Source organism: Lysobacter terrae, assembly GCF_054782215.1.
The window spans coordinates 61,665-88,578 of the sequence record NZ_BAAGSX010000002.1 but is presented as its reverse complement, the minus strand read 5'-3'; the positions used below and the strand labels follow the sequence as shown (position 1 = coordinate 88,578).

The following is a 26,914-nucleotide window of genomic DNA, read 5'->3' as shown; positions in this document are numbered from 1 at the left end:
GATCCGATATGTAGCGGTTCGTTGAATGGCATGAAAACTAGGCGTTAAGCAGTGAACGCTTCGTCGCTGCGGCCGCAGTAAAAGCTGACTGCGATGACGCGGCCGCTCACGACGACTGAACGGGTTGCACGCGTCGTGCCGGTTCGTAAGGGCGATGTGATGTGCGCGAGAGCGGACGGCAGTAGCGAAGCCGCTAGCGTGAACGCTTCAGTCTTGTATGCGCCCGGGCTCGGTCGCCGCCTAGGCCTGTGCGGTCAATCCCCTCCGCCACGACATCAGCAGCACCGCGCCTGCCAACGGCAGCAAGGCGGCATGCCACAGCGCTGTCGTCTGCGGCGCAGCCAGCGTGTTGAGAATCAGCGCGCCTTGCACGCTGATGTAGCTGGCTACGAGCAGGCTCAATTCGAACGGCCGCGGATTGCGGAACAGCGCGCCCAGCGCGAGTGCCCACAGCGCGATCGAGACGCCCGCGATGAGCGTGCAAAGTGCCGCGTCGGGATGCTGCAACGTCAGGCGCAGAAGCGCGGGCACTGTCACCGCGCAGGCCAGGCCTGCCGCCATCACCACGCGCGTCGTGAGCAGCTTGGTCCGCATGCCGGGCGCAGTGAACACCAGCGCCGCGGTACGCGTCTCGTATTCGCGCAGCACCAGCCGCGAGAACACGTCCAGGCTCAGCAGCCAACCGGCAAGAATGGCCGCCACCAGTCCTTCGGTGGGCGCAGCCAACTGCGCAACGAAGGCGATCGCCATGCCCAGCCACCACCACCAGCGTCGCGAACGCAAGGCCAGGCGCAGTTCGGCGGCCAGCAAGGTGCCGTGAGTGCCGCGTTGCAAGGGAGCGAGCAGCCACTCCAGCCAGTGCAGCGAGGCGCCGCGTGTGCGTGCCGCGGCGGACGTGCTGGCGTTGGCGGCGAAGCGATCCAGCAATGGTGTCGCGGCCAGCAGCACGACGATCGCCAGGCCCAGCCAGAATGCGCGCGCAATGAGGATGCCGCCGCTGACGTTCCACTTGGGCCAGTCGACGAGGAGAGGGCGCTTGCCGTCGAGGGTTTGCGTACCCACGCTGAGTCCCAGCGAGTCGTCTTTCGCGGCATCGGACGCGGAGCCCTTGGCGTCTGGCTTGACGTTGCCCTTCGCGCGCTGACGCGCGGCCTGCGCTTCCAGCGCTGCGCGCGCAGCCGGCCAGTGGTGCGCGATATCGTTTTCGACGGCGACCAAGCCCTGAAAGTCGCCGGGAAACGGCGGTTTGGCGTTGGCCGAGCGGTCGGCCTGGGAGACACCCATGCTGACCAGGAAAATGAAGAGCACGAAGAACAGCACGTTGCCTGCGCTGCGCCGCAGCCATGGCACCAGGTCGAACCACACCGCGAGGGCCGCCGTAACAGCCAATGCGGGCAGTGTGACCACGATGATCGGCTTCACCAGTTCCACCAGATCGACGTGCATGTCCTCGCCGCGCATCAGCTGCAGCGCCAGGGCCACGATGAGCCCGACCAGCAGCATGCCGACGAACACGGTCAGATGGCTCAGCCACTTCGCCACCAGGTAAGCGCGCCGGCTCATGGTGGTGGCGACCAGCAACTGCCAGGTGCGCGTTTCCAGGTCGCGGGTCACCGTGCCGCGCACGAGATAGAAGCCGGCAAGCGACAACAGCGGGCTGTAGATCAGCGCCATCGACATGCCGACCCAGCCGCTGGAATAGCGCCCGCGCAGGTTGTCGCCGATCGACACGGTGAGGTAGTCGGCCTGCGCCGGCGGCAGGCACCACCACATGAAGGCGCCCAGTGCGAACATCACGATCCAGAATCGCGGCGTGCGTGCGCGCTGAAGCAGGTCTGCGCGCAGGATGGCGGCCGTCGCGCGAAGGGTGTTGCTCATGCGTCCACTCCCGAGCGGTGCAGCAGCCACATGTACGCGTCCTCCAGGTCGGGCAGCGCGGGCACGGCGTCGGACGACGGGGCCTGTTCGCCGACGACGCGAACTTCGACGCCTTGCGCGCGGCGCTGTGCGCGACTGATGCGGAACTGCGTGCGCACCTGGGCGAGCTGGTCGGACGGGATCGTCCAGCTCCACACGTGCCCGAGCGCGGCGGCAATCAGCGTTTCGGGCGTGCCGTGGTAGCGCAGGCGGCCGCCGGCCATCACCGCGAGTTCGCCGGCGCTCGCTTCGATGTCGGACACGATGTGGGTCGAGAGGATGACCAGGCGTTTGCCGGCCAGCTCGGCCAGCAGGTGGCGGAAGCGCGCACGTTCTTCAGGGTCGAGGCCTACGGTGGGCTCGTCGACGATCAGCAGCTTGGGGTCGTTGAGCAGGGCCTGGGCGATGCCCACGCGCTGGCGCATGCCACCGGAGTAATCGCCCAGGCGGCGATCGGCGACTTCGTGCAGGCCGACCATGTCCAGGCACTCGTCCACGCGCGCAGCGGCTGCGTGCGTGCGCAGCCCCTTCACGGCGGCGAGGAAGGCCAGGAACTCGCGCGCGGACAACGCCTCGTAGACGCCGAAGTCCTGCGGCAGATAGCCCAATTCGGCGCGCAGCAGGTCGGGTTTGCGGGCGATGTCCTCGCCGCGCCAGAGCACGCGCCCCGTCGTGGCACGGGCCAGCGTCGACAGCACGCGCATCAATGTGGACTTGCCCGCTCCATTGGGACCCAGCAGGCCCACGATGCCCGGACCGAGCGTGAGGCCGACCTCGGAGACGGCCCGGTGTCCGCCGCGATACCGATAACCGACTGATTCCAAAGCCAATTCCAACACAGCGCCGCACTCCTGCGATCAATTGTGTTGGTACTATAGTGATGTATAACACCTAATGACATAGGACATTAGGCAGGGGCCGGCAGCTTCCTCAGCCATCCCACTCCAACGGCCCAAGCCGATCCCTCACGACCATGTCCCACTCCCGGTTGCGGGTCACCGCCTCCTTGATGTCGTACCCGGTCGGGCCACTGAAGGTGGTGAGGCGGCGCCAGATCAGATCGCCGGGTTCGCCGAGTTGGTCGAGGGCGCGCTCCTCGTAGTAGATGGCGATGGCATCCATCGCCGGCACATCCGCCTCTTTCGGCGTGAGGTGGACGCTGTAGCGCACGGTGCAATGTGGCATGACGGCAGAACCTGCTTCGGGGGATTCCTCAGTAGGCCACGGCGCACGCGGGGGCCGTGAATTACCCGGATGGGGGAGGGGGTGCCCGGCCGCCGCAACCGGCCTGGCGTAGGCTAGCGCCGCACCGCGGCTCGGCCGCGATCCAACCAGGACGCCCATGAAATCCCGCAAGCACGCCAGCCCCGACGACGAGCAATCCCGCCTTGCCGTGCTCATCGATGCCGACAACGCGGCGCCCGCGGTGGTCGAGGGGCTGCTCGCGGAGGTGGCGAAGTACGGCGTCGCCAGCGTGAAGCGGATCTACGGCGACTTCACCTCCAACCAGCAATCGCAATGGAAGAAGGCGTTGTTGAAGCATTCGATCCAGCCGGTGCAGCAGTTCGCCTACACCAGCGGCAAGAACGCGACCGATAGTTCGCTGATCATCGATGCGATGGATCTGATGTACACGCGCCGCTTCGACGGCTTCTGCCTGGTGTCGAGCGACAGCGATTTCACCCGCCTGGCGCAGCGACTTCGCGAGGAGGGACTGATCGTGTACGGCTTCGGCGAGCGCAAGACGCCCGACGCGTTCGTGCAGGCCTGCGACAAGTTCGTCTACACCGAGGTGCTGCGCGCGGAGGAGCCGGTCGCTGCAACGGCGCCGGCGAAGAAGGTAGGAAAGGCGACCAAGGCTTCGCTTTCCGCGGCGAAGCAGGCGGCTGCGCCGTCGGCGCTGCCGGCCGAACCCGCGCCGGCAAAGCCGAAGGGACCCGAGCCCTTGCCCTTGAATCTGCTGCGTCAGGCGATCGAGGAAGCCGAGAACGAAGAGGGCTGGGCGCACCTCGGTGCGGTCGGCAGTTATCTCAACAAGGTGCGACCCAATTTCGATCCGCGGCTGTACGGGCACAAGAAGTTGAGCGATCTGCTGCGCCAGCACGCGCGACATTTCAAGGTGGAGGAGCGATCCGCGCCCGGCGGCGGCGGACCGACGCTGTATGTGCGCGCGCTGGGCTGAGCCTGGGTCGCGCACTCGACCTGCAGGCAGTCAGCGACATGAACAGCCAGCCGTCGCGCGATGAAGATTCGAAGCCAGCCGTAGACGCGTACTTAATGTGGCCGGAGATATTAGAAGGGCTGCGGCCGAGCTTGCTCGCGCCGGGGGCGAGGGATCGCAACTGAGCTGAGTATTTCGCGCCTGCTCGAGGTGGGCCATGAAATGCACGGTGTATTGGGGAAGTAACGGCTTCGTCGTCGTGCCGAACTGCGTACTGGCATCGCGCGATGCCGAGCGAAAATATGGGCCGTTGCTGGAATGCGCCCATGTCGAAACGGACGGATTGGATCCGGTACTGGCCGAAGATATCGGCCTCGCCATCGACCAGCGCACCTATGCCTGTGTCGGTCCCGACTTGGCGCTGCATCTGAGCTACAAGCCGATCCAGCCGTTGCCGCTCCCTTACGGATTCCACTGGGAGCGTTACGACGAAAGCCGGACGAGCCAACCGATGCTGCTGATGTGCGGCTGGTATCCGCCGGTGCTCGTCGCCGAACTCATGCCGATGGGCGCGCACGGTGGCTGGATGATCATCACCAGTTCGCACAAGGCGTGGGCCTTCCGCGGCTTGCGCGTCGCACCAACGCACGATGCCGCGATGCATTTCATCGCGGCATGGGCGGGTGGGTGTGCGTGGGCATTGCGCAGCGAGATCCTCAGGTCGCCCGCCGTCATGACCGCCGCGAGACTGTCGTCGGCAAAACGGCGCCGCCCCGCAGCGGCCGCCGCAACATCGCAGCGTCGCCGCGACATGCAATCCAACGGCGGCACGGCCGGCGTCTAGACACTGCAGGACTGGAGCCACATGGATTGCTGCGCAGAGGCAGGCCATATGGTCGAGCCAGACGCTTGACGTTGCAGTAATTCGCATGGGCGCATCGTGCACGCGGACGCACAGTCCGCCACTGTCGAGGCACACCATGAAACTCGCTCCCTTGCTGCTCGCGCTGTTGATTCCGTTGTGCGCTTCCGCCGCCGATCCCACCATCCGCTTCCGCGCGAACCTGGTCGGAAGTTCGGAGGTGCCGAGCATCTCGACACCAGGTACCGGTACTTTCCATTCCTATCTCGCCAGCGATGGCCTGCACTACGAATTGATCTACAAGGATCTGAAGGGCGGTGCGATCACGCAGGCGCACATCCACTTGGGTCAACAGCACACCAATGGCGGGATCATGGCGTTTCTGTGCTCCAACCTCGCCAGTCCACCGCCGGGCACACCGGCTTGTCCGGCTTCGCCGGGACGGGTGATCGGCATCATCTCGTCGCTCGACGTCATCGGGCCGGCGGGCCAGGGCGTATCGGCAGGCGATTTCCGCGCGCTAATCAAGGCGATGGACAGGGATGCGGCCTACGCCAACGTGCATACGGCTACGTTCCCGTCCGGCGAGATTCGCGGTGTGGTGTCGCGATTCGAACCTTAGGTGTCGATCGCCGGCGCATCGTCACGCAAGGCGAGCGTCGAATAGCGCGTTGATGGCGCCGTAATTCATCCGCGGCGCCATGCCCGCACGACCATCGTGCAGGAAGGCGCGCGCCAGCTCGGTGAGTTGCGCGAACGCCGCTTCGGCGAGGTCCGAGCCGGCGCTGAGGCGGCGCACGCCCAGCGCATCGAGTTCGTCCAGCGCGGGCAGCGCCGGACGCAGCATCACGTTGAGCGGTAGCGCGGTGCCGCCAGCAATCGTGCGGATCTGGTTTGCGTCGACGAGGCCGGGAACGAAGAGACCATCGGCTCCGGCCTGTGCATAGCGTGCGGCGCGCTCCAGCACGGCCTCGGCGCGTTGTTCCGCCGGCGCCAGGCCGCGCAGATACACATCGGTGCGTGCGTTGACGTAGACGTCCAGGCCGCGCGCGGCCAGTGCCTGCTTGATCGCGGCAATCTTGGCGCAGAGGAGATCGGGCGCGCCGTTGCCGTCCTCCAGGTTGATGCCCACCGCGCCGAGCTCCGCCAACTGCACCACGTGGGCGGCCACGATTTGCGGATCGTCGGAGTAGCCGCCTTCCGCGTCCACGCTCAGGGGTACCCGGATCGCCTGCACGATCTCCGCCACGCGCGCGAGCAGCAGTGCGAACGGAAGGTGGTCGCCGTCGGCATGGCCGCAGCTCCAGGCCACGCCGGCGCTGGTGGTGGCGATGGCCTGCGCGCCCAGGCTTTCGATCAGGCGCGCGCTGCCGGCATCCCAGGCATTGGCGATGCGCAGTACGCCTTGTGCGTGCAGTTGGCGGAAACGGGCGGCATGGTCGGCGTTGCGCGTGGAAGTCATCGGAGGGGCGCCAAGGTAGGGGACCGCATTAGCTTCGCAGATTCGTGCGACGGGTTCTGGTCGTTTTCGGACGCGGATCTCTTCTGCCGTCACGCGATCGCAATGCACGCCATCGGCCTGGGCTATGCTCGCGCGCAGCTCGCCCCGCACACCCTTCCAGGAGCCGCGATGACCGTCGAACAGCACGGTGTGGAACTGTTGCCGATCATCACGCTGCTCGCGGTGGCCGTGATCGCGGCGCCTTTGTTCAAACGCCTGGGCTTGGGCGCGGTCCTGGGGTATCTCGCCGGCGGCCTGGCGATCGGTCCCTTCGGCTTGCGCGTGTTTACCGACTCCCAATCGATCCTGCACGTCGCCGAACTGGGCGTGGTGATGTTCTTGTTCGTGATCGGACTGGAGATGCGGCCTTCGCGTTTGTGGGCGATGCGCCGGCAGATCTTCGGCCTGGGCTTCGCGCAGGTGCTGGCGTGTGCGTTGCTGTTGACGCTGGTCGGCGTAGTTACCGGGTTCCCGGTGGCGTTGTCGTTCGTTGCCGGCGCGGGCTTCGTGCTGACCTCCACCGCGATCGTGATGTCGCTATTGGAGGAGCGCGGCGAACTCGCTACGGACGCCGGCCAGCGCATTGTCGCGATCCTGTTGCTGGAAGACCTGATGATCGTGCCGTTGCTGGCCCTGGTCGCGTTCCTCGCGCCCATCGCGCCGGGCAATGCCGAGGCGGGCGGCATCGACTGGAAGGCGATCGCCATCGGTGCCGCCGCGATCGGTGGGGTGATCGTCGCCGGTCGTTATCTGCTCAATCCGTTTTTCGGCTTCCTCGCCAACGCGCGCGCCCGCGAGGTGATGACGGCCGCGGCCTTGCTGGTCGTGCTCGGCGCCGCCTATGCGATGGAACTGGGTGGGCTGTCGATGGCGATGGGCGCGTTCATGGCCGGGGTGCTGTTGTCGGAATCGAGCTACCGCCATCAACTGGAAGTAGACGTCGAACCGTTCCGCGGCATCCTGCTCGGGCTGTTCTTCGTCGCGGTCGGGATGTCGCTGCAGTTGGATGTGGTCGCGGCGAACTGGGGCACCGTTCTTGGCTATGTGGTCGCCTACATGGTGGTGAAGGCCGCGGCGATCTACACGGTCGCACGTCTGTTTCGCTCCAAGCACGGCGAGGCGTTCGATCGTGCGGTGTTCATGGCGCAGGGCGGCGAATTCGCCTTCGTGTTGTATGCGGCTGCGGCCGCGGCGGGAATCATCGATGCGCGGCAGAACGCGATGCTCACCGCGATCATCATCCTGTCGATGGTGCTCACGCCGCTGGCGATCGCCGTGCTCAACCGTCTGCGTCGCGGGGTGCAGCCGTCGGCGGAGGGGCTGCCGCGGCCCGAGGGCCTCAGCAGCGCTGCTCTGGTGATCGGCTTCGGCCGGGTGGGGCAGATCGCGAGTCAGTACCTGTTTGCGCGTGGCTACGAGATTTCGATCATCGATACGGATGTCGAGATGGTGGAGATCGCGCGGCAGCTGGGCTTCGACGTCTATTACGGCGATGGCACGCGCCTGGACATTCTGCATGCCGCCGGTGCGCCGGATGCGCGGGTGGTGATGGTGTGTGTGGAAAAGGCCGCGGACGCGACGCGCATCGTGGAGTTGATGAAGGCGGAATTCGCCGACGTGCCGGTGCTGGCGCGGGCAGTGGACCGGGTACACAGCATCGATCTGATCAAGGCGGGCGTGGACGTGCAGGTGCGCGAGACGTTCGAGTCGGCGTTGGTGCTGGGTGCCGCTGCGCTGGAACGGTTGGGGGCGTCGCAGGCGGAGATCGCCGACATCACTGCGCGGGTGCGGGATCGGGATCGGCAGCGGTTGGAGGTGGAGCTTGAGTCGGGGCCTGTCGCTGCACGCGCTCTGTTCAATCCGCGCCTGGCGCAGGCGGGGGATCGTGAGTCCGATGGTCATTAAAGCGCTGCGGCTGTGAGTTGCACGGGCGGGCAGGCGGCGCCGGTGGGCAGTCGCGACACGCCGTGAATCCGTCCATGGAGGCTTGGTCAGCGGCATCCATGCCGCTGACAGTCGCGACTGCCCACCGGCACCGCCTGCCTCCACACATCTCGGGCGCGTCTACGAAAGAGCACAGGCAACTCGCTGCGCTCGCTCCCCCCTCATCTGCCCTTCGGGCATCTTCTCCCCGCAAGCGGGGAGAAGAAGAGCGTGTAGTCGAAGCGGCGGTCTGCACGTTTGCGGTAAGCGCTGCCCGATGGGATGGGGGTGCGGAGAGCGGACCAGGATGGTCCGCGGCCCCGACTAAAGGCAGGGATGCCGTCCGGAGGGGCGGAGCACCCCCGTCCCATCGGGCAGCGCGTCCTTCCGAAGCCGACACGCTCTTGCTGAGCGCGAGGATGCACGAACGACTCAGCGCATCTCCAACCGATGCAGGATGTCGTGCGCGTTCACCGGCTTGATCAGATGGTCGTCGAAGCCGAACGCCGCACTGCGGTCGCGATCGGTCTGCTGGCCCCAACCGCTCACCGCGATGATCACCGTGTCCCGTCCGGTGGCGGAGGTGCGGATGCGGCGGCACAGTTCGTAGCCGTCCATGCCGGGCATGCCCAGGTCCAGCAGGACGATGTCAGGCGTGAGAGTCTCGAACGTCGACAGCGCTTCGTAGCCGTCGTAACAAGTATGTGTTTCGTGGCGGCCCAATGCGAGCAGCCGCGCCAGGGATTCCGCGTGCGCGACGTTGTCGTCCACGATGAGGACGCGGCGCGGCTGTTCGCTGGGCGCGATCGTATTTGCGGGCGGCTCCTGCACTGCGGCGCGGGTGTCGGGCGGGGGCAGCTCGACCACGAACTCGCTGCCCTTGCCGATGCCTTCACTTTGGACCGTGATCGTGCCGCCATGGAGTCGTACGAGATCGCGTGCAAGCGTCAGGCCGATGCCGAGCCCGCCGCGAGACTGGCGCCGGGTGTGCATGCCTTGCGCGAACAGTTCGAAGATCTGCGCGTGCTGGCGAGGATCGATACCGGCACCGTCGTCGCGCACGCCGATCCGCACATGGTCGCCGACGATGCGCGCGTGCAAGGCCACGTTGCCGCCGGCCGGCGTGTACTTGGCGGCATTGTTGAGCAGGTTGGACAGCACCTGCGCGATGCGGATCGGATCGACGTCGAGCACGATGGGATCGGCGGGCAGGTCGACGCTGAAGCGGTGGCCGAAGCCATCGAGCAGCGGCTGGCTGGTCTCCACCGCGGTGGTGACGACGTCGCTGAGCGCGGTGTGGCGGCGGCGCAATTCGATGTGGCCGCGGGTGATGCGCGAGACCTCCAGAAGATCGTCCACCAGTCGCACCAACTGCGTCATCTGGCGATCCATCATCTCGTACAACGCATGGTTGTCGTTGCCGGTGGTGCCCTCCATGCGCAGGATGTGCAGCGCGTTGCGCAGCGGCGCCAGCGGATTGCGCAGTTCGTGGCCGAGCATGGCCAGGAATTCGTCCTTGCGACGGTCGCTTTCGCGCAGCTCCCAGTCGGCTTGGCGCCGCTCGATGAGGTCGGCCGCCAGGCGGGCGAGGATGTCGAGGAGGCGCAGCTCGTGTTCCGACGGATGGTGGGGATACGCCCAATGCGTGGAAAGCATGCCGACTACGCGGCCGCTGCGCGACTTCAGCGGCGTGGTCTGCACGGCGACGATGCCGGTTTCGCGAAAGTGCTCCAGCTGTTCGGCACCGATGTGGTCGGCCATGGTGCGCACGTCGGTATAGATGACGCGGCGGCCGGTATCGAATGCCTGTCCGCACGACGTGCTGCAGGCCGCATCGAGCCAGCGCCATGCCTCGACCGCTCGCGGCGTGAAGCCGTGGTGCGCCAGCAATTGCAGCCGCGAGCCGTGCCGCATCTGCAGGCTGGCGAATTGGGAATGCATGATCAGGCACGCCGCATCGATGATCTTGCGGTAGATGACGGAGACATCGTCCTCGGCCATCAGCTCGACGCTGACCTCATGCAGGGTGCGGGCATCGGCGAGTTCCGCCGCGAGCTGCGCCTCGCCCGTCTGCAGGGCGTTCACTACGCGATCGCGCTCGACCAGCAGGCTGGCGATGTGCGCGCCGAACTGCGCGATCTGCAGTTCCCATTCGTCCGGTGCCCGCGCTTCGCCCAGGCACAGGCAGAACGATCCGACTGCGCGGCCGTCGTCGGGCCGCAACACCGGCACCGAATAAGTGCTGCGTACGTCCTGCGTCAGGCACAGCCCGCGCCATTGGGCATGCCAGGCGTCGTCGTTGGCGATGTCGTGGCTGGCGAAAGGACGGCCATGGAAGATCGCGGCCGAGCAGGTGCCGAACGACGCCTGTCCGATCGGCATCGCGAACAAGTGTTCGATCACGTCCGGCGGAAACGGAGCGATCACTTCGATCACGCGCGTGCGTCGCGGATCGGCCATCACGAAGCAGCCGCGCACGCGTGGGTCGAGGGCTTCGATCGCCTGGTTCACCGCGGCCAGGCATTCGGCGCGCGGGTGGCCCAGGGCGACGCGCTCCAGCAACGCGTTCTGCATCAGCGCCAGCGCTTCGGCGCGGCGCGGACGGGTGATGTCCACGGTAACGCCCGACAGGCGACGCGGTTGTCCCCGATCGGCGCCGCTGCGGCCGCGCGCGTGAATCCAGTGCAGGGAACCGTCGGGCCAGATGACGCGGTGTTCGATGTCGTATTCGCTGGCGCCGGCCGCGGCGGCGTCGAGGGCTGCCTGCACGCGGCTGCGGTCTTCTTCGGGGATGGCCTGCATCCCCCGTTCGGCGGTGAAGTCGGCGGTCGCCGGCAAGCCGAAGTTGGCTTTGCACTGCGACGACACGGTGACGACACCGGTGTCCAGGTCGAGATGCCAGGTGCCGATGCGGCCGGCTTGCATCGCGCGATCGAGCTGGTCCGCGACGGTATCGGGTTTCCGCCGGGGGCGGACGCCCGTACGCAACGAGTTGGCCGCTGATGAAGGCATCGCCAGCGTGCCGCGGTCGTCGGCAGCTCCGTTGGCCATGATTTGTCCCCGCTGAACTTCGGGCGCAGATGATTGCGCACGCTCATGTGAAGGCTGCCTTCACGCGGCTGTACTGATCTAAACACGCGAGCTCGTGAGTGTTTTCCCTCATGCCGCTTACGCATTCTCGCGCGGCCGCAACATTTATGATGGCGCCGGCTCTCTTGGACGGGGAAGTCTGCATGCGAAGCGTCGGCGCGGCGCAAGCTCGTCTCTGGCAAGTTCATTTCTGGCGAGACTGCATCGCCATGGCCCTGATGGTCGGGGTGTTGGCCTGGCTCTCGCTCGAGTTCGCGCGCGGGCCGGGTGAACTCAGCGCGGTCTGGTTTGGCAACGGCATCCTCGCCGGCTGGTTGCTGTCGCGCCCGACTTCGTTGTGGTCGTTCTATGTGTCGGCCGGTTTCGCTGCCGAAGCGTGTGCGCGGCTGCTGAGCGGCGACGGCGCGCTCGACGCGATCGCGATCGGGCTGAGCAACAGCATTGAAGTGATGATCGTGGCCATCGCGATACGCCGGCGCGTGCCCGACATAGGCGACCCGCGGCGCTGGGTGCTGCTGGGCGGCATCGGCACGGCGAGCGCCCTGGGCGCCTGTGCCATCTCCGGCGTGCTGGCGGCCGGTGCCAACACGCTGCTGGACCACGGGCGCTTCGGTCCCGCCTTGCTGACCTGGTATTCGGCGCACGTCGTGGGCATGGTCATTCTGGGCACGAGTACGCTGGTGCTGCAGCGCGAAGGCCGCGGCCTGTTCAGCGCGGGAGGGCGCCGGATCTCGTTCGCCCTGTCGATGATGTTGATCGCGGTGGTCAGCCTGATCGTGTTCAGCGTGCCGTATCCGGTGCTGTTCCTCGCGTATCCGCCGCTGCTCTTCGGTGCCTTCCGCTATCGCTTCCCCGGAGTGGCGGTGGGCATCCTGTTGCTGGCGGTGATCGGCAGTGTGGCGACGACCTTGGGGTACGGTCCGATCATGGTGCAGGGGCTCGGCAAGGCGGGCCATATCGCCTTGCTGCAGCTGTATATCGCTGGCGCGTGCCTGATGACGATTCCCGTGGCGCTGGCGATGGCCGAACGCAAGCGCCTCACCGCGCGCCTGCGCGAGAACGAACTGCGCTATCGGCTGCTGACCGACTACTCGCACGACGTGATCGTGCGCATGCGCCAGGATGGCACACGCTTGTACGTATCGCCGTCGGCGCGCGACATCCTCGGCTGGGCGCCGAGCGAGATGCTGGGCTCGCGCTGGGATCTGGTGCATCCGGACGACCAGGCGCTTCAGCGGGAGATCATGCGCGAGGTGATCGCCAGCGGCGAACCGCGCACCGCGCGCTATCGCGTGCTGCACAAGGAAGGCCACTACGTCTGGATCGAAGCGGTGACGCGCACGATCCCGAGCGTCGATGGCGCGGGCACGGACATCATTTACACCGGCCGCGACATCAGCCGCCGCGTCGCCGCCGAACAGGCATTGGAAGCCAGCCGCGAAGAGCTGGAGCGACTCGCGCGCGTGGACGCGCTCACCGGCCTCGCCAACCGTCGCCAGCTCGAGGAGCGTCTGGAACTGGCGATGCGCCGGCTGCACCGGCATGGCACGCCGGTGGCGCTGATGTTCCTGGACGTCGATCACTTCAAGCCCGTCAACGACACGTGGGGTCATGCCGCCGGCGATCGCGTGCTGTGCTCCTTCGCCGAACGCCTCAGCGGCTGCGTGCGTGCGATCGATCTGGTCGCGCGCCTGGGCGGCGACGAATTCGTAGTCGTCGTGGAAGACGCGACCCTCCCCGCCGCGGCGGTGGCGATCGCCAACAAGCTGCTCGAAGAGATGCGACACAGCATCGACATCGGCGAAATTTCGCTGACGGTGACCACGAGCATTGGCATCGGTTACGCGACGGCGCAAACCGACATGGCGGCACTGCTGGCCGCCGCCGATTCGGCGCTGTACGCGGCCAAGCAGGCCGGACGCAACACCTTCCGCATGCAGCAGGTCAGCGATCCGCGCTACGGCGATCAGCGGGCGGGCTCATAGCGCAGCGGACTTCTTCACACGGCGTCGACGCCGCTGCGCGCCATTTCGGATGCGGCCAGCTTCGCGCAGTTAGGCTGCTGGAAACCCCGCAATAGGAGGTCGCCATGTCCGCGGACAACAAGACGCCAGTCGAGCAGGTCAGCGACACGCTGACCCAACTCAAGGAAATGCGGCATTACTCGAAGAACAACGTCGAGCGCCTGACAGCGCAATGGCTGCTATTCGACGGCGAGCTGAAGAAGCTCAAGCAGGCCGAGCGCATCGAAGAGCTGATGACGCGCCAGGGCGAGCTGCACGATGCGCTGGAGGCGGAAATCACCGAGCTGGAAAAGTTGGTGGTGCAGTTGCAGCCGGCACCTGAAGAGGGGGCTGAGGGCGATACCACAGTGCATTGAGGCTTCGGGCCGCCTGCCCCTCATCCGGCGCTACGCGCCACCTTCTCCCCGCAAGCGGGGAGAAGGATGACCTCTCCTAACCCCCGCAAGCGGCGAGGATTACCTCTCCCTCGCCCCGCTTGCGGGGAGAGGGACAGCATCGCGTAGCGATGCAGGGTGAGGGGACGTCAGGCGGTGAGGGGACGTCAGGCCTGCTCGCGCTCGATCGCCCGCCACCCAATATCGTGGCGATGAAACTCGCCATGCCAGGAAATCCCCGCGACGGCCTCATACGCACGCCGTTGCGCAGCGGCCACGCTGTCGCCCAGCGCGCATACGCACAGCACGCGGCCGCCCGACGTCACCACGTGCTCGCCTTCCACCTTCGTGCCGGCATGGAAGACCTTGGTGTCGTCCAGCTCCGGCGCGTCGATGCTGTTGATGACGTCGCCCGTGCGCGGCGTGCCCGGATAGTTTTCCGCAGCCATCACCACGCCCAGGCTGGGGCGCGGATTCCACTGCGCCCTGGCTTCGTGCAGGCGCTCGTCCAGCGCCGCTTCGACCAGGTCGAGCAGATCGCTATCCAGGCGCAGCATCACCGGCTGCGTTTCCGGATCGCCGAAGCGTACATTGAATTCGATGACCTTCGGCGCACCGCTCTTGTCGATCATCAACCCGGCATAGAGAAAACCGGTGAACGGCACCCCGTCCTTCGCCATGCCCTGCACGGTGGGATTGACCACCTCGCGCATCACCCGCTCATGCACGTCGGGCGTGACCACCGGCGCGGGCGAATACGCGCCCATGCCACCGGTGTTCGGGCCGGTGTCGCCGTCGCCGACGCGCTTGTGGTCCTGGCTGGTGGCCATGGGCAGGGCGGTCTTGCCGTCGACCATGGAGATGAAACTGGCTTCCTCGCCGTCCAGATATTCCTCGATCACCACGCGTGCACCCGCGGCGCCGAAGGCATAGCCGCCAAGCATGTCGGTGATCGCCGCCTCGGCCTCGGCCAGGTTCATCGCGACGATGACGCCCTTGCCGGCGGCCAGGCCGTCGGCCTTGATCACGATGGGAGCGCCCTTGTCGCGCACGTACTCCAGCGCTTCCTCGACATGCGTGTGCACCGCGTAGTGCGCGGTGGGAATGCCGTGGCGGGCGAGGAAGTCCTTGGCGAACGCCTTGCTGCCCTCCAGCTGCGCGGCCTGCGCGCTGGGACCGAAGACGCGCTGGCCCGCGGCGCGGAACTTGTCGACCACGCCCGCGACCAGCGGCCCTTCCGGACCCACGACGGTCACCGCCACGCCTTCGTTCTTCGCCAGCGCGAGCAGGCCGTCGAGGTCGGTCGCGTTGGCGGCGACGTTGCGGCATTTGGCTTCGTTCGCGGTGCCGGCATTGCCGGGCGCGACCAGCACCTCGGAGACGCGCGGGGACTGCGCGAGCTTCCAGGCCAGGGCGTGTTCGCGACCGCCGGAACCGATGACGAGGACTTTCATGGGCTGCTCCTGTTCTCTCAAGCAAACGTGCGTAGTGCGTGGGTCAGGTCACTGCGGTCGCGGCTTCGCCGCGCCCCTCATCCGGTGCTGTCGTTTTCCTTCTCCCCGCAAGCGGGAAGAAGGAAAACTCCCCTCGCTCCCCGCAAGCGGGGAGAAGGAGAACTCCCCTCGCCCCGCTTGCGGGGAGAGGGACAGCATCGCGTAGCGATGCAGGGTGAGGGGGCGTCTCCGTTCAATGCCGGAAATGCCGCACTCCGGTGAACACCATCGCGATCCCATGCTCGTCGGCCGCCGCGATCACTTCCGCGTCGCGCATGGAGCCGCCGGGCTGGATCACGGCCTTGATCCCGGCCTCCGCCGCGGCATCGATGCCGTCGCGGAAGGGGAAGAACGCGTCCGACGCCATCACCGAGCCGGGCACCACCAGCCCCGCATCGGTCGCCTTGATACCGGCAATGCGCGCCGAATACACGCGGCTCATCTGCCCGGCGCCCACGCCGATCGTCTGCTTGTTCTTCGCGTAGACAATCGCGTTGGACTTCACGAACTTGGCCACGCGCCAGGCGAACAGCAGATCGGCGAGCTGTTCCTCGGTCGGTGCGACCTGGGTGACGACCTTGAGTTCGTCGCGCGTGACTTCGCGAATATCGGCGGTCTGCATCAGCAGACCCGAGCCGACGCGCTTCACGTCCACGTTGTTGCGGCCTTCGCCGTGCGGGATGCGCAGCACGCGCACGTTGGCTTTCTTCTTTGCGTAGTCGAGCGCGCCTTCCTCGTAGTCGGGCGCGATCAGCACTTCGACGAACTGGCGGTCGAGGATGGTCTTCGCGGTCGCCGCGTCGAGCGTGCGGTTGAAGGCGATGATGCCGCCGAAGGCCGAAGTCGGGTCGGTGGCGTACGCGGCTTCGTAGGTGTCGGCGCAGCTGGCGCCTTCAGCCACGCCGCAGGGGTTGGCGTGCTTGACGATCACGCAGGCCGGCTGCTCGAACTGGCGCACGCACTCCCACGCCGCGTCGGCATCGGCAAGATTGTTGTACGACAGCTCCTTGCCCTGCAGCTGGGTGAAGGTCGCCAGCGTGCCAGGTACCGGCCACAGATCGCGGTAGAACGCGCCGTGCTGGTGCGGGTTCTCACCGTAGCGCAGGTCCATCACCTTCACGAAGTTGCTGTTGTTCTGCCCCGGGAACAGCATCTGCTTGCCATCCGCATCGAGCGAGGACAGGTAGTTGCTGATGCAGGCGTCGTAGAACGCGACATTGTTGAAGGCCGCGACCGACAGCGCGAAGCGGGTCTTGCCAGAGAGCGTGCCGTCGTTCGCGTCGAGCTCCTGGACGAGACCGGCGTACTGCGCCGGATCGGTGGCGACCGCGACGCGGGCGAAGTTCTTCGCCGCCGAGCGCAGCATGGCGGGACCGCCGATGTCGATGTTCTCGATGATCTCGTCGAAGCTGCTGTTCGGATTCGCCGACACGGCGGCGAACGGATAGAGGTTCAGCACCAGCAGGTCGATCTTCTCGATGCCGTGCTGCGCCATGACGGCGTCGTCAATGCCGGCGCGGCCGAGCAGCCCGCCGTGCACGATCGGATGCAGGGTCTTGACCCGGCCGTCCATCATTTCCGGGAAGCCGGTGGCGTCGCTGACGTCCTTGACCGGCAGGCCGGCCTCGCGGATCGCCTTGGCGGTGCCGCCGGTGGAGAGCAACTCGACGCCGCGAGCGGCCAGGGCCTTCGCCAGGTCGATAAGGCCGGTCTTGTCGGAAACGGAAAGCAATGCCCGACGCACGGGCAGGCGGTCAGCGGTCATGGGAGGCGGTGCAGGGGAGAAAGACGCGGAATTATAAAGGCTGCACGTAAAGGCACGTGCCCCGACCCATTTGACAAGCGTCCGGAACGGTCGTATTGCTTGCCGCGCTTGCCGCAAGCGAGTACGGCCAAAGGAAGGGCACTCATGGGGGAATGGGGGCATCGACTGGGGACACGCGGAATGGGAGCGCGCGGCGGCGCGGCGCTGCTTGCGCTGGGCGCGGCACTGACGATCGGTGCGGTGCCGACGGCATTCGCCGAGGACACGGCGCCGGACAACCTGGCCGACTTCAGTCTGGAAGAGCTTGGCAACATCGAGGTCACCTCGGTTTCCAAACGCGCCGAACGGCTGGCGGATGCGCCGGCGTCCGTCTTCGTCATCACCGCCGATGACATCCGCCGCTCCGGCGCGACCAGTCTGCCCGAAGCGCTGCGGCTGGCACCCAATCTCGAAGTCGCGCGCGTCAGCGCCAACGCGTATGCGATCAGTTCACGCGGCTTCAACAACGGCATCGGCAACAAGCTGCAGGTGCTGCTGGACGGTCGCATCCTGTACACGCCGCTGTTTTCCGGCGTGTTCTGGGACACGCCGGACGTGATGCTGGAAGACGTCGAGCGCATCGAGGTCCTGAGCGGACCCGGGGCGACGCTGTGGGGCGCCAACGCGGTCAATGGCGTCATCAACATCATCACCCGTCGCGCTACCGATACGCAGGGTGGGCTGGTCAGCGCCAGTGCAAGCGACCTGGGACGAAACTACGCCTTGCGCTTCGGCGGCGGGATCGGGTCGGGCGCGTACCGGGTCTACGGCAAGTTCTTCGAGCGCGACGACAGCGAGCGCGCCAACGGCGCGAATCAGAACGACAGCTGGCATCGCGGCGAAATAGGCTTCCGCGCCGACTGGGGCACGGCCACCGACGGCGTCACGCTGCAGGGCGCCACCTATCGCGGCGACTTGGACACGGCCACGCCCGACGATCTGGAAATCTCCGGCACCAACATTCTGGGCCGCTGGACGCGCGAACTGGCCTCCGGCGGGTCCACGCAACTGCAGGCGTACTTCGACCGCAACGATCGCGACATTCCCACCTCGATCCGGCAGCGCCTGAAGGTCTACGACGTCGAGTTCCAGCACGAGGTCGGCGGACTGGAGAAGAACATCCTGGTGTGGGGGATCAACCACCGCACCGCGCGCGACGAAGTCGTCAACCGGCCTACGATCGCTCTGCTGCCGGCGGAGCGCGACCTGCACTGGACCAGCGTCTTCGTCCGCGATCAATACGCGCTGCGCGACGATCTGCAACTGATCGGCGGCCTGCGCATCGAGCACAACTCCTACACCGGTACGGAGGTCATGCCGACGGCGCGGCTCACCTGGAAGGCGACGCCTTCGCAGCTGCTGTGGGTATCGGCGGCGCGCGCGGTGCGCACGCCGTCACGTTTCGACCGCGATCTGTTCGCGCCGGCGCAGCCGCCGTTCGTAATCGCGGGCGGGTCGGACTTCCGTTCGGAAGTGGCGAACGTGTATTCGCTGGGGTATCGCTCGCAGCCCATGCCTCGCGTGTCGTATTCGCTCACGCTGTCGCACCACGACTACGACTATCTGCGCAGCTTCGAGCAGAGCGCTCCGGGCCGGTTCTTCATCGGCAACGAGATGGAAGGCGACGGCACCAGCCTGGAAGCCTGGGGCGCTTTCCAGGTGACCGACGTGTGGCGCCTGAGCGCAGGCGGGGCATGGCTGGACCTCAATCTGCGGCTCAAGCCGGGCAGCACCGATCCCCTCGGGCAGCCCGCCGCCGGCAACGATCCCGAATACCACTGGATCCTGCGCTCCTCGCTCGACCTGCCGGCCGGGCTGCAGCTGGATACAAGCGTCCGCCATGTCGCCGCGCTGCCCGCGCCGCGCGTCCCAGCCTACACCGCCGTCGACGTGCGTCTGGGCTGGCGTCCCAACGATCGTTTCGAGTTGTCGCTGACGGGGCAGAACCTTTTCGACGAGCGCCATGTCGAGTTCGGCAGTACGGTCGCCGGCAGCCAGATCGAACGCGAACTGCGGGTGGGCATCCGATGGCTGTTCTGAGCGTGATCCCGCCATGCCGGAACGCCGCACGCCGCGTCATCGGCGGGTTGTGCGAAGGCGTGCGCGCGTGCGTTCCGGGCGCGCTGCTCGCGTTCGCGCTGGTCGTAGGCAACAACGCGCTCGCGAACGCGGCCCCGGCCGAACTGCAGGTCTCGGAGAGCCGGGTGAAGGCGGCCTTCGTCTACAAATTCGGCGATTACATCGAATGGCCTGCCGAAGCGTTCGAAGCGGCGGATAGCCCGCTGATGATCGGCGTCGTCGGTGCCGACGGGCTGGCCGACGAACTGGCGCGGATCGCGCAAGGCCACACCGTCGGCGGGCGCCGCGTGGTGGTGAGGAAGTTGCGCTACGGCGATGCGCTGACCGGACTGCACATCGTCTTCATCGGGCGTGCGGACAGTCGGCGTGTGACTTCAGCACTCGCGGAAAGCAAGGGCAGACCGGCACTGACCATCACCGAGTCCGCGGACGGGCTGCGGATGGGCAGCATGATCAATTTCGTCGTCGTCTCGGACAAGGTTCGCTTCGATGTCGCGCTGCCGTCGGCGGAAGCCAGCCGGCTGAAGATCAGTTCGCGCCTGCTCGCGGTCGCGCGCACCGTCGTGGAGTCGGCGCCATGAGGCTCGATTTCGCCGGCTCGCTGCGGCTCAAGCTGATCGGCGTGATTCTGCTGACCACGCTGGCCGCGTTGATCGTCGCGCTGCTGGCGATCGTCGCCTACGACCTGCGTGCCTACCATCGCAACTGGATCGCCGACGTCAGCACCCAGGCCAAGCTGCTCGGCAATGCATCGGCATCGGCGATCGCCTTCGACGATGCGAAGGTGGCCGAGGAGAACCTCGCGCTGCTGCGGCTGCGTCCGCAGGTGCAGGCGGCGGCGATCTACACCGCGCGGGGCGGATTGTTCGCGTCGTATACGCGGCCGGGCCTGCGTCCCAACTTCCCCAAGCTGCCCGAATCCGAGGGCATGCGCATCCACGGCAAGGCGCTGGAGCTCTACCAGCGCATCGCCAGCGACAAGGAAATCCTCGGGACCGTCTACCTGCGCACCGACTACGAGATGCTGCAGCGCATCGGCGACTACGCCGTGATCGGCGTGCTGGTCGCGCTGGCGGCGATGCTGGTGGCCTTGCTCATGTCGGCGCACCTGCAACGCATCGTCACCCAGCCGATCCTCGCCATCGCCGGCATCGCGCGCGAGGTGGTCGAGCAGAAGGACTACTCGCGCCGCGCGGAGAAGATGAGCGACGACGAAGTCGGCGTGCTGGTGGGCTCGTTCAACGACATGCTCGCCGAGATCGAGCGCCGGACCCACGAACTGGAAGTGACCAACGACGACCTGGGCCGGGAGATCGCCGAACGCAGCAAGGCCGAAGAAGAAGTCCGCCGGCTCAACACCGAACTGGAAGACCGGGTGCGCGAGCGCACCGCCCAGCTGGAGGCGGCCAACCGCGAGCTGGAGGCTTTCTCCTTCTCCGTCTCGCACGATCTGCGCGCGCCGTTGCGGCATATCGACGGCTACGCGCACATGCTGCAGGAGGACGCCGCAAGCAAGCTCGATGGCGACATGCGCCGCTACGTCGACACCATCAGCGAAAGCGCGCGGCGGATGGGCATGCTCATCGACGATCTGCTGGCGTTCTCGCGCCTGAGCCGCAACCAGGTGCAATGCACGACGGTCGACATGAACGCCCTGGTCGACGGCGCGCTGAAGGAAGCCAACAACGCGCAGAACGGACAGGCGCAATTGTCGATCGGGCCGTTGCCGTCGGCCTACGCCGATCCGCGCCTGCTGCACCAGGTCTGGGTCAACCTGCTGTCGAACGCGCTCAAGTACAGCGCCACCCGCGGCGCGGATGCGCGAATCGAAGTCAGCGGCGAATCGGCGGGCGAAGTCAACCGCTACCGCGTGCGCGACAACGGCGTCGGCTTCGATATGCGCTATGCGGACAAGCTGTTCGGCGTATTCCAGCGCCTGCATGCCCGCGAGGAGTTCGAAGGCACGGGCGTGGGGCTGGCGATCGTGCACCGGATCGTGACGCGCCACGGCGGCCGTGTATGGGCGGATGCCGCGCTCGATCGCGGCGCGACGTTCACCGTCGAACTACCCAACCGGCGACCGGAAAATCGACCGCGGGATACGGTTGAGGCGATGGCTTAGCGCCCTGCCCACAGGAATCGCCAGCGGCGGTGCGCTTTGCGGCCGATCAATCCAGGCCGTATTCGCGCAGCTTTTTACGCAGCGTCGCGCGATGGATGCCCAGCATCGACGCGGCGCGGCTCTGGTTGCCGTCGCAATGCGCCAGCACTTCGACGAACAAGGGGATCTCGAGTTCGCGCAGCGCGATCTCGTAAAGATTCTCGGTGCCGCTGCCGTTGAGGTCGCCGAGGTAGCGGCGGATCGAGGTGGCAACGTGGTCGCGCAGGGGCGGACGCGGTTTGGAGCGTTGATCGTGGCGATCGGCAGCGGCGTTCAAACGGAATCCCCCGGAATCATCCGCCGGGGTGGCCCAACCGCGACGGGAGGGGGAGTCTAGCGCGCGTCCGTCGCAGGCAACAACAAGAACCGCAGCCTCGACTCCAGATTGCCGCCGGCGCGCTGCTGTTACCCGTTCTGTTACATGAAGTCGAAGGTGAACGCGACGACCTGCTGCGCGGGCTCGACCACATCGAGCTGGATCGTCGCGCTTTGCCCCGGCGCGATGAGGCCGTTGTCGCTACTGCCGCGATAATCGGCCGGAACGAATGCGCGTTGTCCCACCTGGCGTCCGTCCATGTCCGACAACGTCAACAGTACGGTAGGCCAAGGCTGCTCCCAGCGCGCATCGTTGCGGAAACTCGCACTGACGCGCAGCACGCCGCGCTCGCCGGGCTTGGGCTGCACGCTGCGCTGGAGCATGGTGAAAGCGGTCGGTTCGCGCCACGCCGGTACATTGCAACGCAGCACCGGACACACGCTGGCGATCAGCGGACGCCAGCTCGCATCCGCGGCCAGCACCTCGCGTTGCGCGAGCACGACCTGCACGCACAGCAGCAATGCCAGCACGCCGGCGACGACCCAGCTGCGCCAGTCGGTCACGCGCAGGGGTGCGGGTGCATGGCGGCGGACGAAGCTCGGCGGCTGTGCGCCGCGACGGCGGCGCGGCTTGGCGGTTTCAGGTGCAGCGGTCTCAGGCGTGGCGACCTGCTCTTCCGGTTCGCGCGCATCGATCGATGCCGCGGGCTGCGTCGCGGGTGCCGACTCCGCTGCGGCATCGCCGGATGCTGCAGTTGGAGCGGCGGCTTCCGGTTCCGGCAGAGGCTTTGCCTGCTTCGGATCGATCGGACTGCCGCAGCGCGGGCAGCGCTGTGTCTTGCCGCTCTGCGCGGCGACCAGGAATCCACAATGCGGGCAGGCAACGAACATGGCCCTATTCAAGCATGCCGCGATGCATGTGGTCAGCCGTGCCGACGCTTCCCCGTGACGCGCATCCAGTCCTCGAGGCGTTCGGCGCGCAGATCGTCGAATTCGGCCGCATAGCGCGCAATCACCTCGTCTTCCTGGCCGGCGAGGATGCCAGACATGGCGAGCACGCCGCCGGGAGCGACGCGCGCGGTCAGCGTGTCGGCCAGCGCGACCAGGGCCGAGGCGAGGATATTCGCCACCACGATCGGGTAAGTCGCGACGGGTTCGTCGTCGGGCAGATGCACTTCGAGCCGATCGGCGACCTCGTTGCGCTCGGCATTGTCGTGCGTGGCGATCAGCGCCTGTGGATCGTTGTCGACGCCGACTGTGCGCGCTGCGCCCAGCTTCAGCGCCGCCAGCGCGAGAATGCCGCTGCCGCAGCCGAAATCGAGCACGCGCTGTCCCTGCAAGGCATGCTTCGAAGCGAGCTCGTCGAGCCACTGCAGGCACAGTGCGGTGGTCGGATGCGTGCCCGAGCCGAAGGCGAGGCCGGGGTCGAGGCGAACGATCGCGGCGTCTTCCGCCTGTGCGTCTTCGGGCAGCTCGCTGTTCCAGGGCACGATCCAGGTGCGCGCGCCGAAGCGCAGCGGCACGTACTGGTCCATCCACGCGCGTTCCCAGTCCTGGTCTTCGACCTTTCGGAACCGCGCCTGGGTCCAGTCGAGGTCGTCGTCGAACGCGTCCAGTGCCGCGAGCAGCACCAGGCCGTCGGTGTCTTCGGGAAACAGCGCGGTGAGGACCAGTTCGCCCCACAGCGGCTGCTCGCCGACGCCCGGCTCGAAGATCGCCTGCTCATCCGGCGCATCGGCATGCGCATCGGCCAGGGTGACCGCGAGCGCGCCGACGTCTTCCAGCGCGCGCTCGTAGCGCGGTTGCTGGGCTTCGGTGCAGGGGAGGGAGAGTTCGAGGAAGGGCATGGAGGTGCGTCGCGTAAACCGGGGCGCATTATCCCATCAGAGGAAGCCCGATCTGTCGGAACAATCGAGGCGGTATCCAACCCATCGCCCCGCTTGCGGGGAGAGGGACAGCTTCGCGCAGCGAAGCAGGGTGAGGGGGCGTGCCGTCGGCGGCGTAGCGATCCCAGCACGGGCAGGCGGCACCGGCGGGCAGTCGCGACACGCCGTGAATCCGTCCATGGAGGCTTGATCGGCGGCATCCATGCCGCCGACAGTCGCGCCTGCCCACCGGCACCGCCTGCCCTTCCACACATCTCGGGTGCGTCGGCAAAAAGCAAGTCAACTCGCTGCGCTCGCATCTTCTCCCGTACGCGGGGAGAAGAGAGACGTCACAGTGGCGTATCTCCGCCCTCGAGCCATGCGCGTCGCTTCGCCATGGCCGCATCGAGATCGAAAGCCGGTCGAAACGCGCGGCAGGCGTCGGCCAGGGTGCGCTGCTGTTTGTTTTCCAGTGCCGTGGCCATGGCCTCGCCGGCATGCTCGACGACGCAGGTGGCCTGCGCCGGTGCAGGCTGCTCCAACCACGGACGCCAATCGACGGCGCATTCCACTTCCAGCTGTTCGCCCTGACGACGAAAGCGGGCGCGCGAGGCGCTGGTGTCGGTCGCATCGAACAGGCCGCAGGTCGCGTGGACTTGGCGCAGAGGCGATCCCTGTTCGGCGACGGTGACGGCGAGATGTTCGGCGAATTGTTCGGAGGCCTGCTCCAGCAGCGCTTCCAACTCTTCGGAGGCGGGATCGCGGCCGCCGAACAGCCTCTTGTCGATGCTCAATCCGATGAAGACTTGCAGCTCCATGCGTGATCGCCTCCGTTTTGCGGGGACTCACGTCCCCTCACCCTGCGTCGCAGGCGACGCGGTCCCTCTCCCCGCAAGCGGGGCGAGGGAAGCGCCGTATCACGCCATCGAGATCGACTTTTCCTTCTGTTCCTTCAGCCGCTTCTCGAGGTAGTGGATGTTCTGTCCGCCCTGCTGGAAGCCGGCGTCGGACAGGATGCGTTGCTGCAGCGGGATGTTGGTCTTGATGCCGTCCACGACCATTTCGCTCAGCGCCACGCGCATGCGCGCGATTGCGGTTTCGCGGTCGGGGCCGTGCACGATCAGCTTGCCGATCATCGAGTCGTAGTTCGGCGGCACGCGATAGCCTTCGTAGATGTGGCTGTCGACGCGCACGCCGGGGCCACCCGGTGCGTGGAAGTGCTGGATCAGGCCCGGGCAGGGCATGAAGGTCTCGGGATCTTCCGCATTGATGCGGCATTCGATCGCGTGGCCTTCGAGGACGATGTCTTCCTGCTTCAGGGTCAGCTTGTGGCCGGCCGCGATGTTGAGCTGTTCGCGCACCAGGTCGATGCCGGTGACCATTTCGGTGACCGGATGTTCCACCTGGATGCGGGTGTTCATTTCGATGAAGTAGAAGCGGCCGTTCTCATACAGGAATTCGAACGTGCCCGCGCCGCGATAGCCGATGCGCTTGCACGCCTCGACGCAGACCTTGCCGATCTCGGCGCGCTGTTCCGGGGTGATGCCCGGTGCCGGCGCCTCTTCCACCACCTTCTGGTGGCGGCGCTGCATCGAGCAGTCGCGTTCGCCCAGGTGGATGGCGTTGCCCTGGCCGTCGGCGAGCACCTGGATCTCCACGTGGCGCGGGTTTTCCAGGAACTTCTCCATGTAGACCATGTCGTTGCCGAACGCGGCCTTGGCTTCGGTCTTGGTGGTCTGGATCGCCGAGCTTAGGTGCGCTTCGGTGTGCACCACGCGCATGCCGCGGCCGCCACCGCCACCGGCTGCCTTCACGATCACCGGGTAGCCGATCTCGCGCGCGATCTTGACGTTGGTCGCCGCGTCGTCGCCGAGCGGGCCGCCGCTGCCGGGCACGCAGGGCACGCCGGCCGACTTCATCGCGCGGATCGCTTCGACCTTGTCGCCCATCAGGCGGATGGTGTCGGCCTTGGGGCCGATGAAGATGAAGCCGCTCTGTTCGACGCGTTCGGCGAAGTCGGCGTTCTCGCTGAGGAAGCCGTAGCCGGGATGGATCGCCTGCGCGTCGGTGACCTCGGCCGCAGCGATGATCTGCGCCATGTTGAGGTAGCTGTCGGTGGACGGCGCGGGACCGATGCACACCGATTCGTCGGCCATGGCGACGTGCTTGAGGTTGCGGTCGACGGTGGAATGCACCGCGACCGTACGGATGCCCAACGCGTGGCACGCGCGCAGGATGCGCAGCGCGATTTCGCCACGGTTGGCGATGACGACTTTATCGAGCATGGATGTTTCTCTTTCCGCTTACCCGATGACGAAGAGCGGCTGATCGAATTCGATCGGCTGGCCGCTCTCGACGAGCACCTTGACGATGGTGCCGGCGACGTCGGCTTCGATCGGGTTGAACATCTTCATCGCCTCGATGATGCCCAGCGTCTCGCCCTGCTTGACCGACTGGCCCTGGGTGACGAACGCCGGCTTGTCCGGGGACGGGGAGGCGTAGAAGGTGCCAACCATCGGCGCGCGCACGACATGGCCCGGCGGCAGGTCAAGGCTCGGCTTGGGCGACCCGCCGCTGGCGGCTTCAGTCGGGCCCTGCATGGGCATCGCCGGCGCAGCAGCGACGGCGGGGGCCGCCTGCATGATGGTCGGCGCGGCCATGGCGATGCCCTTGGGCGTGCGGGCGAGGCGAACCGACTCTTCGCCTTCCTTGATCTCGATTTCGGCGAGGTTCGACTCTTCCAGCAGGTCGATGAGTTTCTTGATCTTGCGCAGGTCCATGGTGGGCCTCTGGGTACTTTGAAAGGAAAAAGGAGAGCGCGGCGGGCGTCGGTCAGCCCAGCCGCGCCAGTGCGGCGTCGAGCGCGTAGCGGTAACTGTCGGGCCCGAAGCCGGCGACGACGCCGACAGCGAGATCGCTGAAGTAGCTGGTGTGGCGGAACGGTTCGCGCGTATGCGGGTTGGACAGGTGCACTTCGATGAAGGGGATGGCGACCGCCGCCAGCGCGTCGCGGACCGCCACGCTGGTATGGGTGAACGCCGCCGGGTTGATTACGATGAAGCGGGTGCCGTCCTCGCGCGCGGCCTGAATGCGGTCGACCAACGCGTGCTCGGCATTGCTCTGGAAACTGGACAGTTCGTGCCCGGCCTTCTGCGCGAGCTCTACCAGATAGTCGTCGATCTGGGCGAGCGTAGTCCGCCCGTAAACCTCGGGCTCACGCGTGCCCAGCAGGTTCAGGTTTGGGCCGTGCAGGACCAGCAACTTGGCCATGGCAGGGAGCGGGTCCGGAGTCGAAGGCCGGGAGTGTGGCCCAAGGCCACGAGCCTGTCCAGACGTTCGCTACCG

General features: G+C 66.7%; 23 protein-coding genes. 9 read left to right on the top strand and 14 right to left on the bottom strand.

Annotated features, from left to right (window positions below):
- Positions 1-240: 240 nt before the first annotated feature.
- The 3 genes from ACYVJ8_RS08335 to ACYVJ8_RS08325 all read right to left on the bottom strand — a co-directional run bounded on the left by ACYVJ8_RS08335 (position 241) and on the right by ACYVJ8_RS08325 (position 3,102).
- The gene (locus tag ACYVJ8_RS08335; RefSeq protein WP_460711256.1) at positions 241-1,878 is read right to left on the bottom strand and encodes an ABC transporter permease; all 1,638 of its coding nucleotides are present in this window, start codon (positions 1,876-1,878) and stop codon (positions 241-243) included.
- Positions 1,875-2,741, bottom strand: coding sequence for an ABC transporter ATP-binding protein (locus ACYVJ8_RS08330; protein ID WP_460711254.1), 867 nt, complete (start codon positions 2,739-2,741; stop codon positions 1,875-1,877). Before ACYVJ8_RS08330 ends, ACYVJ8_RS08335 begins: the two co-directional genes overlap by 4 nt.
- A gap of 106 nt (positions 2,742-2,847) precedes the next feature.
- Positions 2,848-3,102, bottom strand: coding sequence for a hypothetical protein (locus ACYVJ8_RS08325; protein ID WP_460711252.1), 255 nt, complete (start codon positions 3,100-3,102; stop codon positions 2,848-2,850).
- A 157-nt stretch (positions 3,103-3,259) separates the two neighbouring features.
- On the opposite strand from ACYVJ8_RS08325, the gene ACYVJ8_RS08320 reads away from it, so the two are divergent.
- The 3 genes from ACYVJ8_RS08320 (at position 3,260) to ACYVJ8_RS08310 (ending at position 5,562) form a co-directional block, all read left to right on the top strand.
- Positions 3,260-4,099: an NYN domain-containing protein gene (locus ACYVJ8_RS08320; protein ID WP_460711250.1), complete on the top strand. Its 840-nt coding sequence runs from the start codon at positions 3,260-3,262 to the stop codon at positions 4,097-4,099.
- Between the two features lie 196 nt (positions 4,100-4,295).
- On the top strand, positions 4,296-4,922 hold the full coding sequence (locus tag ACYVJ8_RS08315) for a hypothetical protein (protein ID WP_460711248.1): 627 nt from the start codon (positions 4,296-4,298) through the stop codon (positions 4,920-4,922).
- Between the two features lie 136 nt (positions 4,923-5,058).
- Positions 5,059-5,562, top strand: a complete 504-nt coding sequence (locus ACYVJ8_RS08310; protein ID WP_460711246.1) for a CHRD domain-containing protein — start codon at positions 5,059-5,061, stop codon at positions 5,560-5,562.
- Positions 5,563-5,583: 21 nt separating this feature from the next.
- On the opposite strand, the gene ACYVJ8_RS08305 is transcribed toward ACYVJ8_RS08310, so the two are convergent.
- Positions 5,584-6,402 (bottom strand): isocitrate lyase/PEP mutase family protein, encoded by an 819-nt coding sequence (locus tag ACYVJ8_RS08305; protein WP_460711244.1) that lies wholly within the window; start codon positions 6,400-6,402, stop codon positions 5,584-5,586.
- 168 nt (positions 6,403-6,570) lie between these two features.
- Here ACYVJ8_RS08305 and ACYVJ8_RS08300 point away from each other — a divergent pair, with 168 nt between their 5' ends.
- Positions 6,571-8,346, top strand: coding sequence for a monovalent cation:proton antiporter-2 (CPA2) family protein (locus tag ACYVJ8_RS08300; RefSeq protein WP_460711243.1), 1,776 nt, complete (start codon positions 6,571-6,573; stop codon positions 8,344-8,346).
- 450 nt (positions 8,347-8,796) lie between these two features.
- Here ACYVJ8_RS08300 and ACYVJ8_RS08295 read toward each other — a convergent pair whose 3' ends face one another.
- Positions 8,797-11,415: a hybrid sensor histidine kinase/response regulator gene (locus ACYVJ8_RS08295; protein ID WP_460711241.1), complete on the bottom strand. Its 2,619-nt coding sequence runs from the start codon at positions 11,413-11,415 to the stop codon at positions 8,797-8,799.
- Between the two features lie 248 nt (positions 11,416-11,663).
- On the opposite strand from ACYVJ8_RS08295, the gene ACYVJ8_RS08290 reads away from it, so the two are divergent.
- Both ACYVJ8_RS08290 and ACYVJ8_RS08285 read left to right on the top strand, forming a co-directional pair.
- A complete protein-coding gene (locus tag ACYVJ8_RS08290) occupies positions 11,664-13,439 on the top strand; it encodes a diguanylate cyclase domain-containing protein (protein ID WP_460711239.1) in 1,776 nt (591 codons plus the stop codon).
- Positions 13,440-13,543: 104 nt separating this feature from the next.
- Positions 13,544-13,834, top strand: coding sequence for a hypothetical protein (locus ACYVJ8_RS08285; RefSeq protein WP_460711237.1), 291 nt, complete (start codon positions 13,544-13,546; stop codon positions 13,832-13,834).
- A 185-nt stretch (positions 13,835-14,019) separates the two neighbouring features.
- On the opposite strand, the gene purD is transcribed toward ACYVJ8_RS08285, so the two are convergent.
- Complete coding sequence (gene purD / locus ACYVJ8_RS08280; RefSeq protein WP_460711235.1) at positions 14,020-15,306, bottom strand: phosphoribosylamine--glycine ligase; 1,287 nt, start codon at positions 15,304-15,306, stop codon at positions 14,020-14,022.
- A gap of 232 nt (positions 15,307-15,538) precedes the next feature.
- Positions 15,539-17,110, bottom strand: a complete 1,572-nt coding sequence (purH, locus tag ACYVJ8_RS08275; protein ID WP_460711233.1) for a bifunctional phosphoribosylaminoimidazolecarboxamide formyltransferase/IMP cyclohydrolase — start codon at positions 17,108-17,110, stop codon at positions 15,539-15,541.
- Between the two features lie 180 nt (positions 17,111-17,290).
- Here purH and ACYVJ8_RS08270 point away from each other — a divergent pair, with 180 nt between their 5' ends.
- From ACYVJ8_RS08270 to ACYVJ8_RS08260, 3 genes are read left to right on the top strand one after another with little or no spacing between them, the layout of a single operon-like run.
- Positions 17,291-19,189: a TonB-dependent receptor plug domain-containing protein gene (locus tag ACYVJ8_RS08270; protein WP_460711231.1), complete on the top strand. Its 1,899-nt coding sequence runs from the start codon at positions 17,291-17,293 to the stop codon at positions 19,187-19,189.
- 47 nt (positions 19,190-19,236) lie between these two features.
- Positions 19,237-19,809, top strand: a complete 573-nt coding sequence (locus ACYVJ8_RS08265) for a YfiR family protein (RefSeq protein ID WP_460711229.1) — start codon at positions 19,237-19,239, stop codon at positions 19,807-19,809.
- Positions 19,806-21,350, top strand: a complete 1,545-nt coding sequence (locus ACYVJ8_RS08260; protein WP_460711227.1) for a sensor histidine kinase — start codon at positions 19,806-19,808, stop codon at positions 21,348-21,350. The genes ACYVJ8_RS08265 and ACYVJ8_RS08260 overlap by 4 nt, the downstream gene beginning before the upstream one ends.
- Before the next feature lie 46 nt (positions 21,351-21,396).
- Here the strand turns inward: ACYVJ8_RS08260 and fis are convergent, their stop codons facing one another.
- The 7 genes from fis to aroQ form a co-directional block, all read right to left on the bottom strand.
- Complete coding sequence (gene fis / locus ACYVJ8_RS08255; protein ID WP_460711225.1) at positions 21,397-21,666, bottom strand: DNA-binding transcriptional regulator Fis; 270 nt, start codon at positions 21,664-21,666, stop codon at positions 21,397-21,399.
- Between the two features lie 140 nt (positions 21,667-21,806).
- On the bottom strand, positions 21,807-22,595 hold the full coding sequence (locus ACYVJ8_RS08250; RefSeq protein ID WP_460711223.1) for a DUF3426 domain-containing protein: 789 nt from the start codon (positions 22,593-22,595) through the stop codon (positions 21,807-21,809).
- A gap of 32 nt (positions 22,596-22,627) precedes the next feature.
- The gene (prmA, locus tag ACYVJ8_RS08245) at positions 22,628-23,551 is read right to left on the bottom strand and encodes a 50S ribosomal protein L11 methyltransferase (RefSeq protein WP_460711221.1); all 924 of its coding nucleotides are present in this window, start codon (positions 23,549-23,551) and stop codon (positions 22,628-22,630) included.
- Between the two features lie 368 nt (positions 23,552-23,919).
- Positions 23,920-24,387 carry a hypothetical protein gene (locus ACYVJ8_RS08240; RefSeq protein ID WP_460711219.1) on the bottom strand — a complete coding sequence of 156 codons (468 nt, stop codon included), beginning with the start codon at positions 24,385-24,387 and terminating at the stop codon, positions 23,920-23,922.
- A gap of 99 nt (positions 24,388-24,486) precedes the next feature.
- Entirely contained in the window at positions 24,487-25,854 is a 1,368-nt protein-coding gene (gene accC / locus ACYVJ8_RS08235) for an acetyl-CoA carboxylase biotin carboxylase subunit (RefSeq protein ID WP_460711217.1), read from the bottom strand.
- An 18-nt stretch (positions 25,855-25,872) separates the two neighbouring features.
- On the bottom strand, positions 25,873-26,349 hold the full coding sequence (accB, locus tag ACYVJ8_RS08230; RefSeq protein WP_460711215.1) for an acetyl-CoA carboxylase biotin carboxyl carrier protein: 477 nt from the start codon (positions 26,347-26,349) through the stop codon (positions 25,873-25,875).
- Positions 26,350-26,401: 52 nt separating this feature from the next.
- A complete protein-coding gene (gene aroQ / locus ACYVJ8_RS08225) occupies positions 26,402-26,839 on the bottom strand; it encodes a type II 3-dehydroquinate dehydratase (protein WP_460711213.1) in 438 nt (145 codons plus the stop codon).
- Between the last annotated feature and the right edge of the window lie 75 nt (positions 26,840-26,914).

Bases quoted from the DNA above. Each gene is read 5' to 3' on its own strand.
- ACYVJ8_RS08335 (WP_460711256.1), bottom strand. From the start codon at position 1,878: ATGAGCAACACCCTTCGCGCGACGGCCGCCATCCTGCGCGCAGACCTG.
- ACYVJ8_RS08325 (WP_460711252.1), bottom strand. From the start codon at position 3,102: ATGCCACATTGCACCGTGCGCTACAGCGTCCACCTCACGCCGAAAGAG.
- ACYVJ8_RS08320 (WP_460711250.1), top strand. From the start codon at position 3,260: ATGAAATCCCGCAAGCACGCCAGCCCCGACGACGAGCAATCCCGCCTT.
- ACYVJ8_RS08315 (WP_460711248.1), top strand. From the start codon at position 4,296: ATGAAATGCACGGTGTATTGGGGAAGTAACGGCTTCGTCGTCGTGCCG.
- ACYVJ8_RS08310 (WP_460711246.1), top strand. From the start codon at position 5,059: ATGAAACTCGCTCCCTTGCTGCTCGCGCTGTTGATTCCGTTGTGCGCT.
- ACYVJ8_RS08305 (WP_460711244.1), bottom strand. From the start codon at position 6,402: ATGACTTCCACGCGCAACGCCGACCATGCCGCCCGTTTCCGCCAACTG.
- ACYVJ8_RS08300 (WP_460711243.1), top strand. From the start codon at position 6,571: ATGACCGTCGAACAGCACGGTGTGGAACTGTTGCCGATCATCACGCTG.
- ACYVJ8_RS08295 (WP_460711241.1), bottom strand. From the start codon at position 11,415: ATGGCCAACGGAGCTGCCGACGACCGCGGCACGCTGGCGATGCCTTCA.
- ACYVJ8_RS08290 (WP_460711239.1), top strand. From the start codon at position 11,664: ATGGCCCTGATGGTCGGGGTGTTGGCCTGGCTCTCGCTCGAGTTCGCG.
- ACYVJ8_RS08285 (WP_460711237.1), top strand. From the start codon at position 13,544: ATGTCCGCGGACAACAAGACGCCAGTCGAGCAGGTCAGCGACACGCTG.
- purD (WP_460711235.1), bottom strand. From the start codon at position 15,306: ATGAAAGTCCTCGTCATCGGTTCCGGCGGTCGCGAACACGCCCTGGCC.
- purH (WP_460711233.1), bottom strand. From the start codon at position 17,110: ATGACCGCTGACCGCCTGCCCGTGCGTCGGGCATTGCTTTCCGTTTCC.
- ACYVJ8_RS08270 (WP_460711231.1), top strand. From the start codon at position 17,291: ATGGGAGCGCGCGGCGGCGCGGCGCTGCTTGCGCTGGGCGCGGCACTG.
- ACYVJ8_RS08260 (WP_460711227.1), top strand. From the start codon at position 19,806: ATGAGGCTCGATTTCGCCGGCTCGCTGCGGCTCAAGCTGATCGGCGTG.
- ACYVJ8_RS08250 (WP_460711223.1), bottom strand. From the start codon at position 22,595: ATGTTCGTTGCCTGCCCGCATTGTGGATTCCTGGTCGCCGCGCAGAGC.
- prmA (WP_460711221.1), bottom strand. From the start codon at position 23,551: ATGCCCTTCCTCGAACTCTCCCTCCCCTGCACCGAAGCCCAGCAACCG.
- ACYVJ8_RS08240 (WP_460711219.1), bottom strand. From the start codon at position 24,387: ATGGAGCTGCAAGTCTTCATCGGATTGAGCATCGACAAGAGGCTGTTC.
- accC (WP_460711217.1), bottom strand. From the start codon at position 25,854: ATGCTCGATAAAGTCGTCATCGCCAACCGTGGCGAAATCGCGCTGCGC.
- accB (WP_460711215.1), bottom strand. From the start codon at position 26,349: ATGGACCTGCGCAAGATCAAGAAACTCATCGACCTGCTGGAAGAGTCG.
- aroQ (WP_460711213.1), bottom strand. From the start codon at position 26,839: ATGGCCAAGTTGCTGGTCCTGCACGGCCCAAACCTGAACCTGCTGGGC.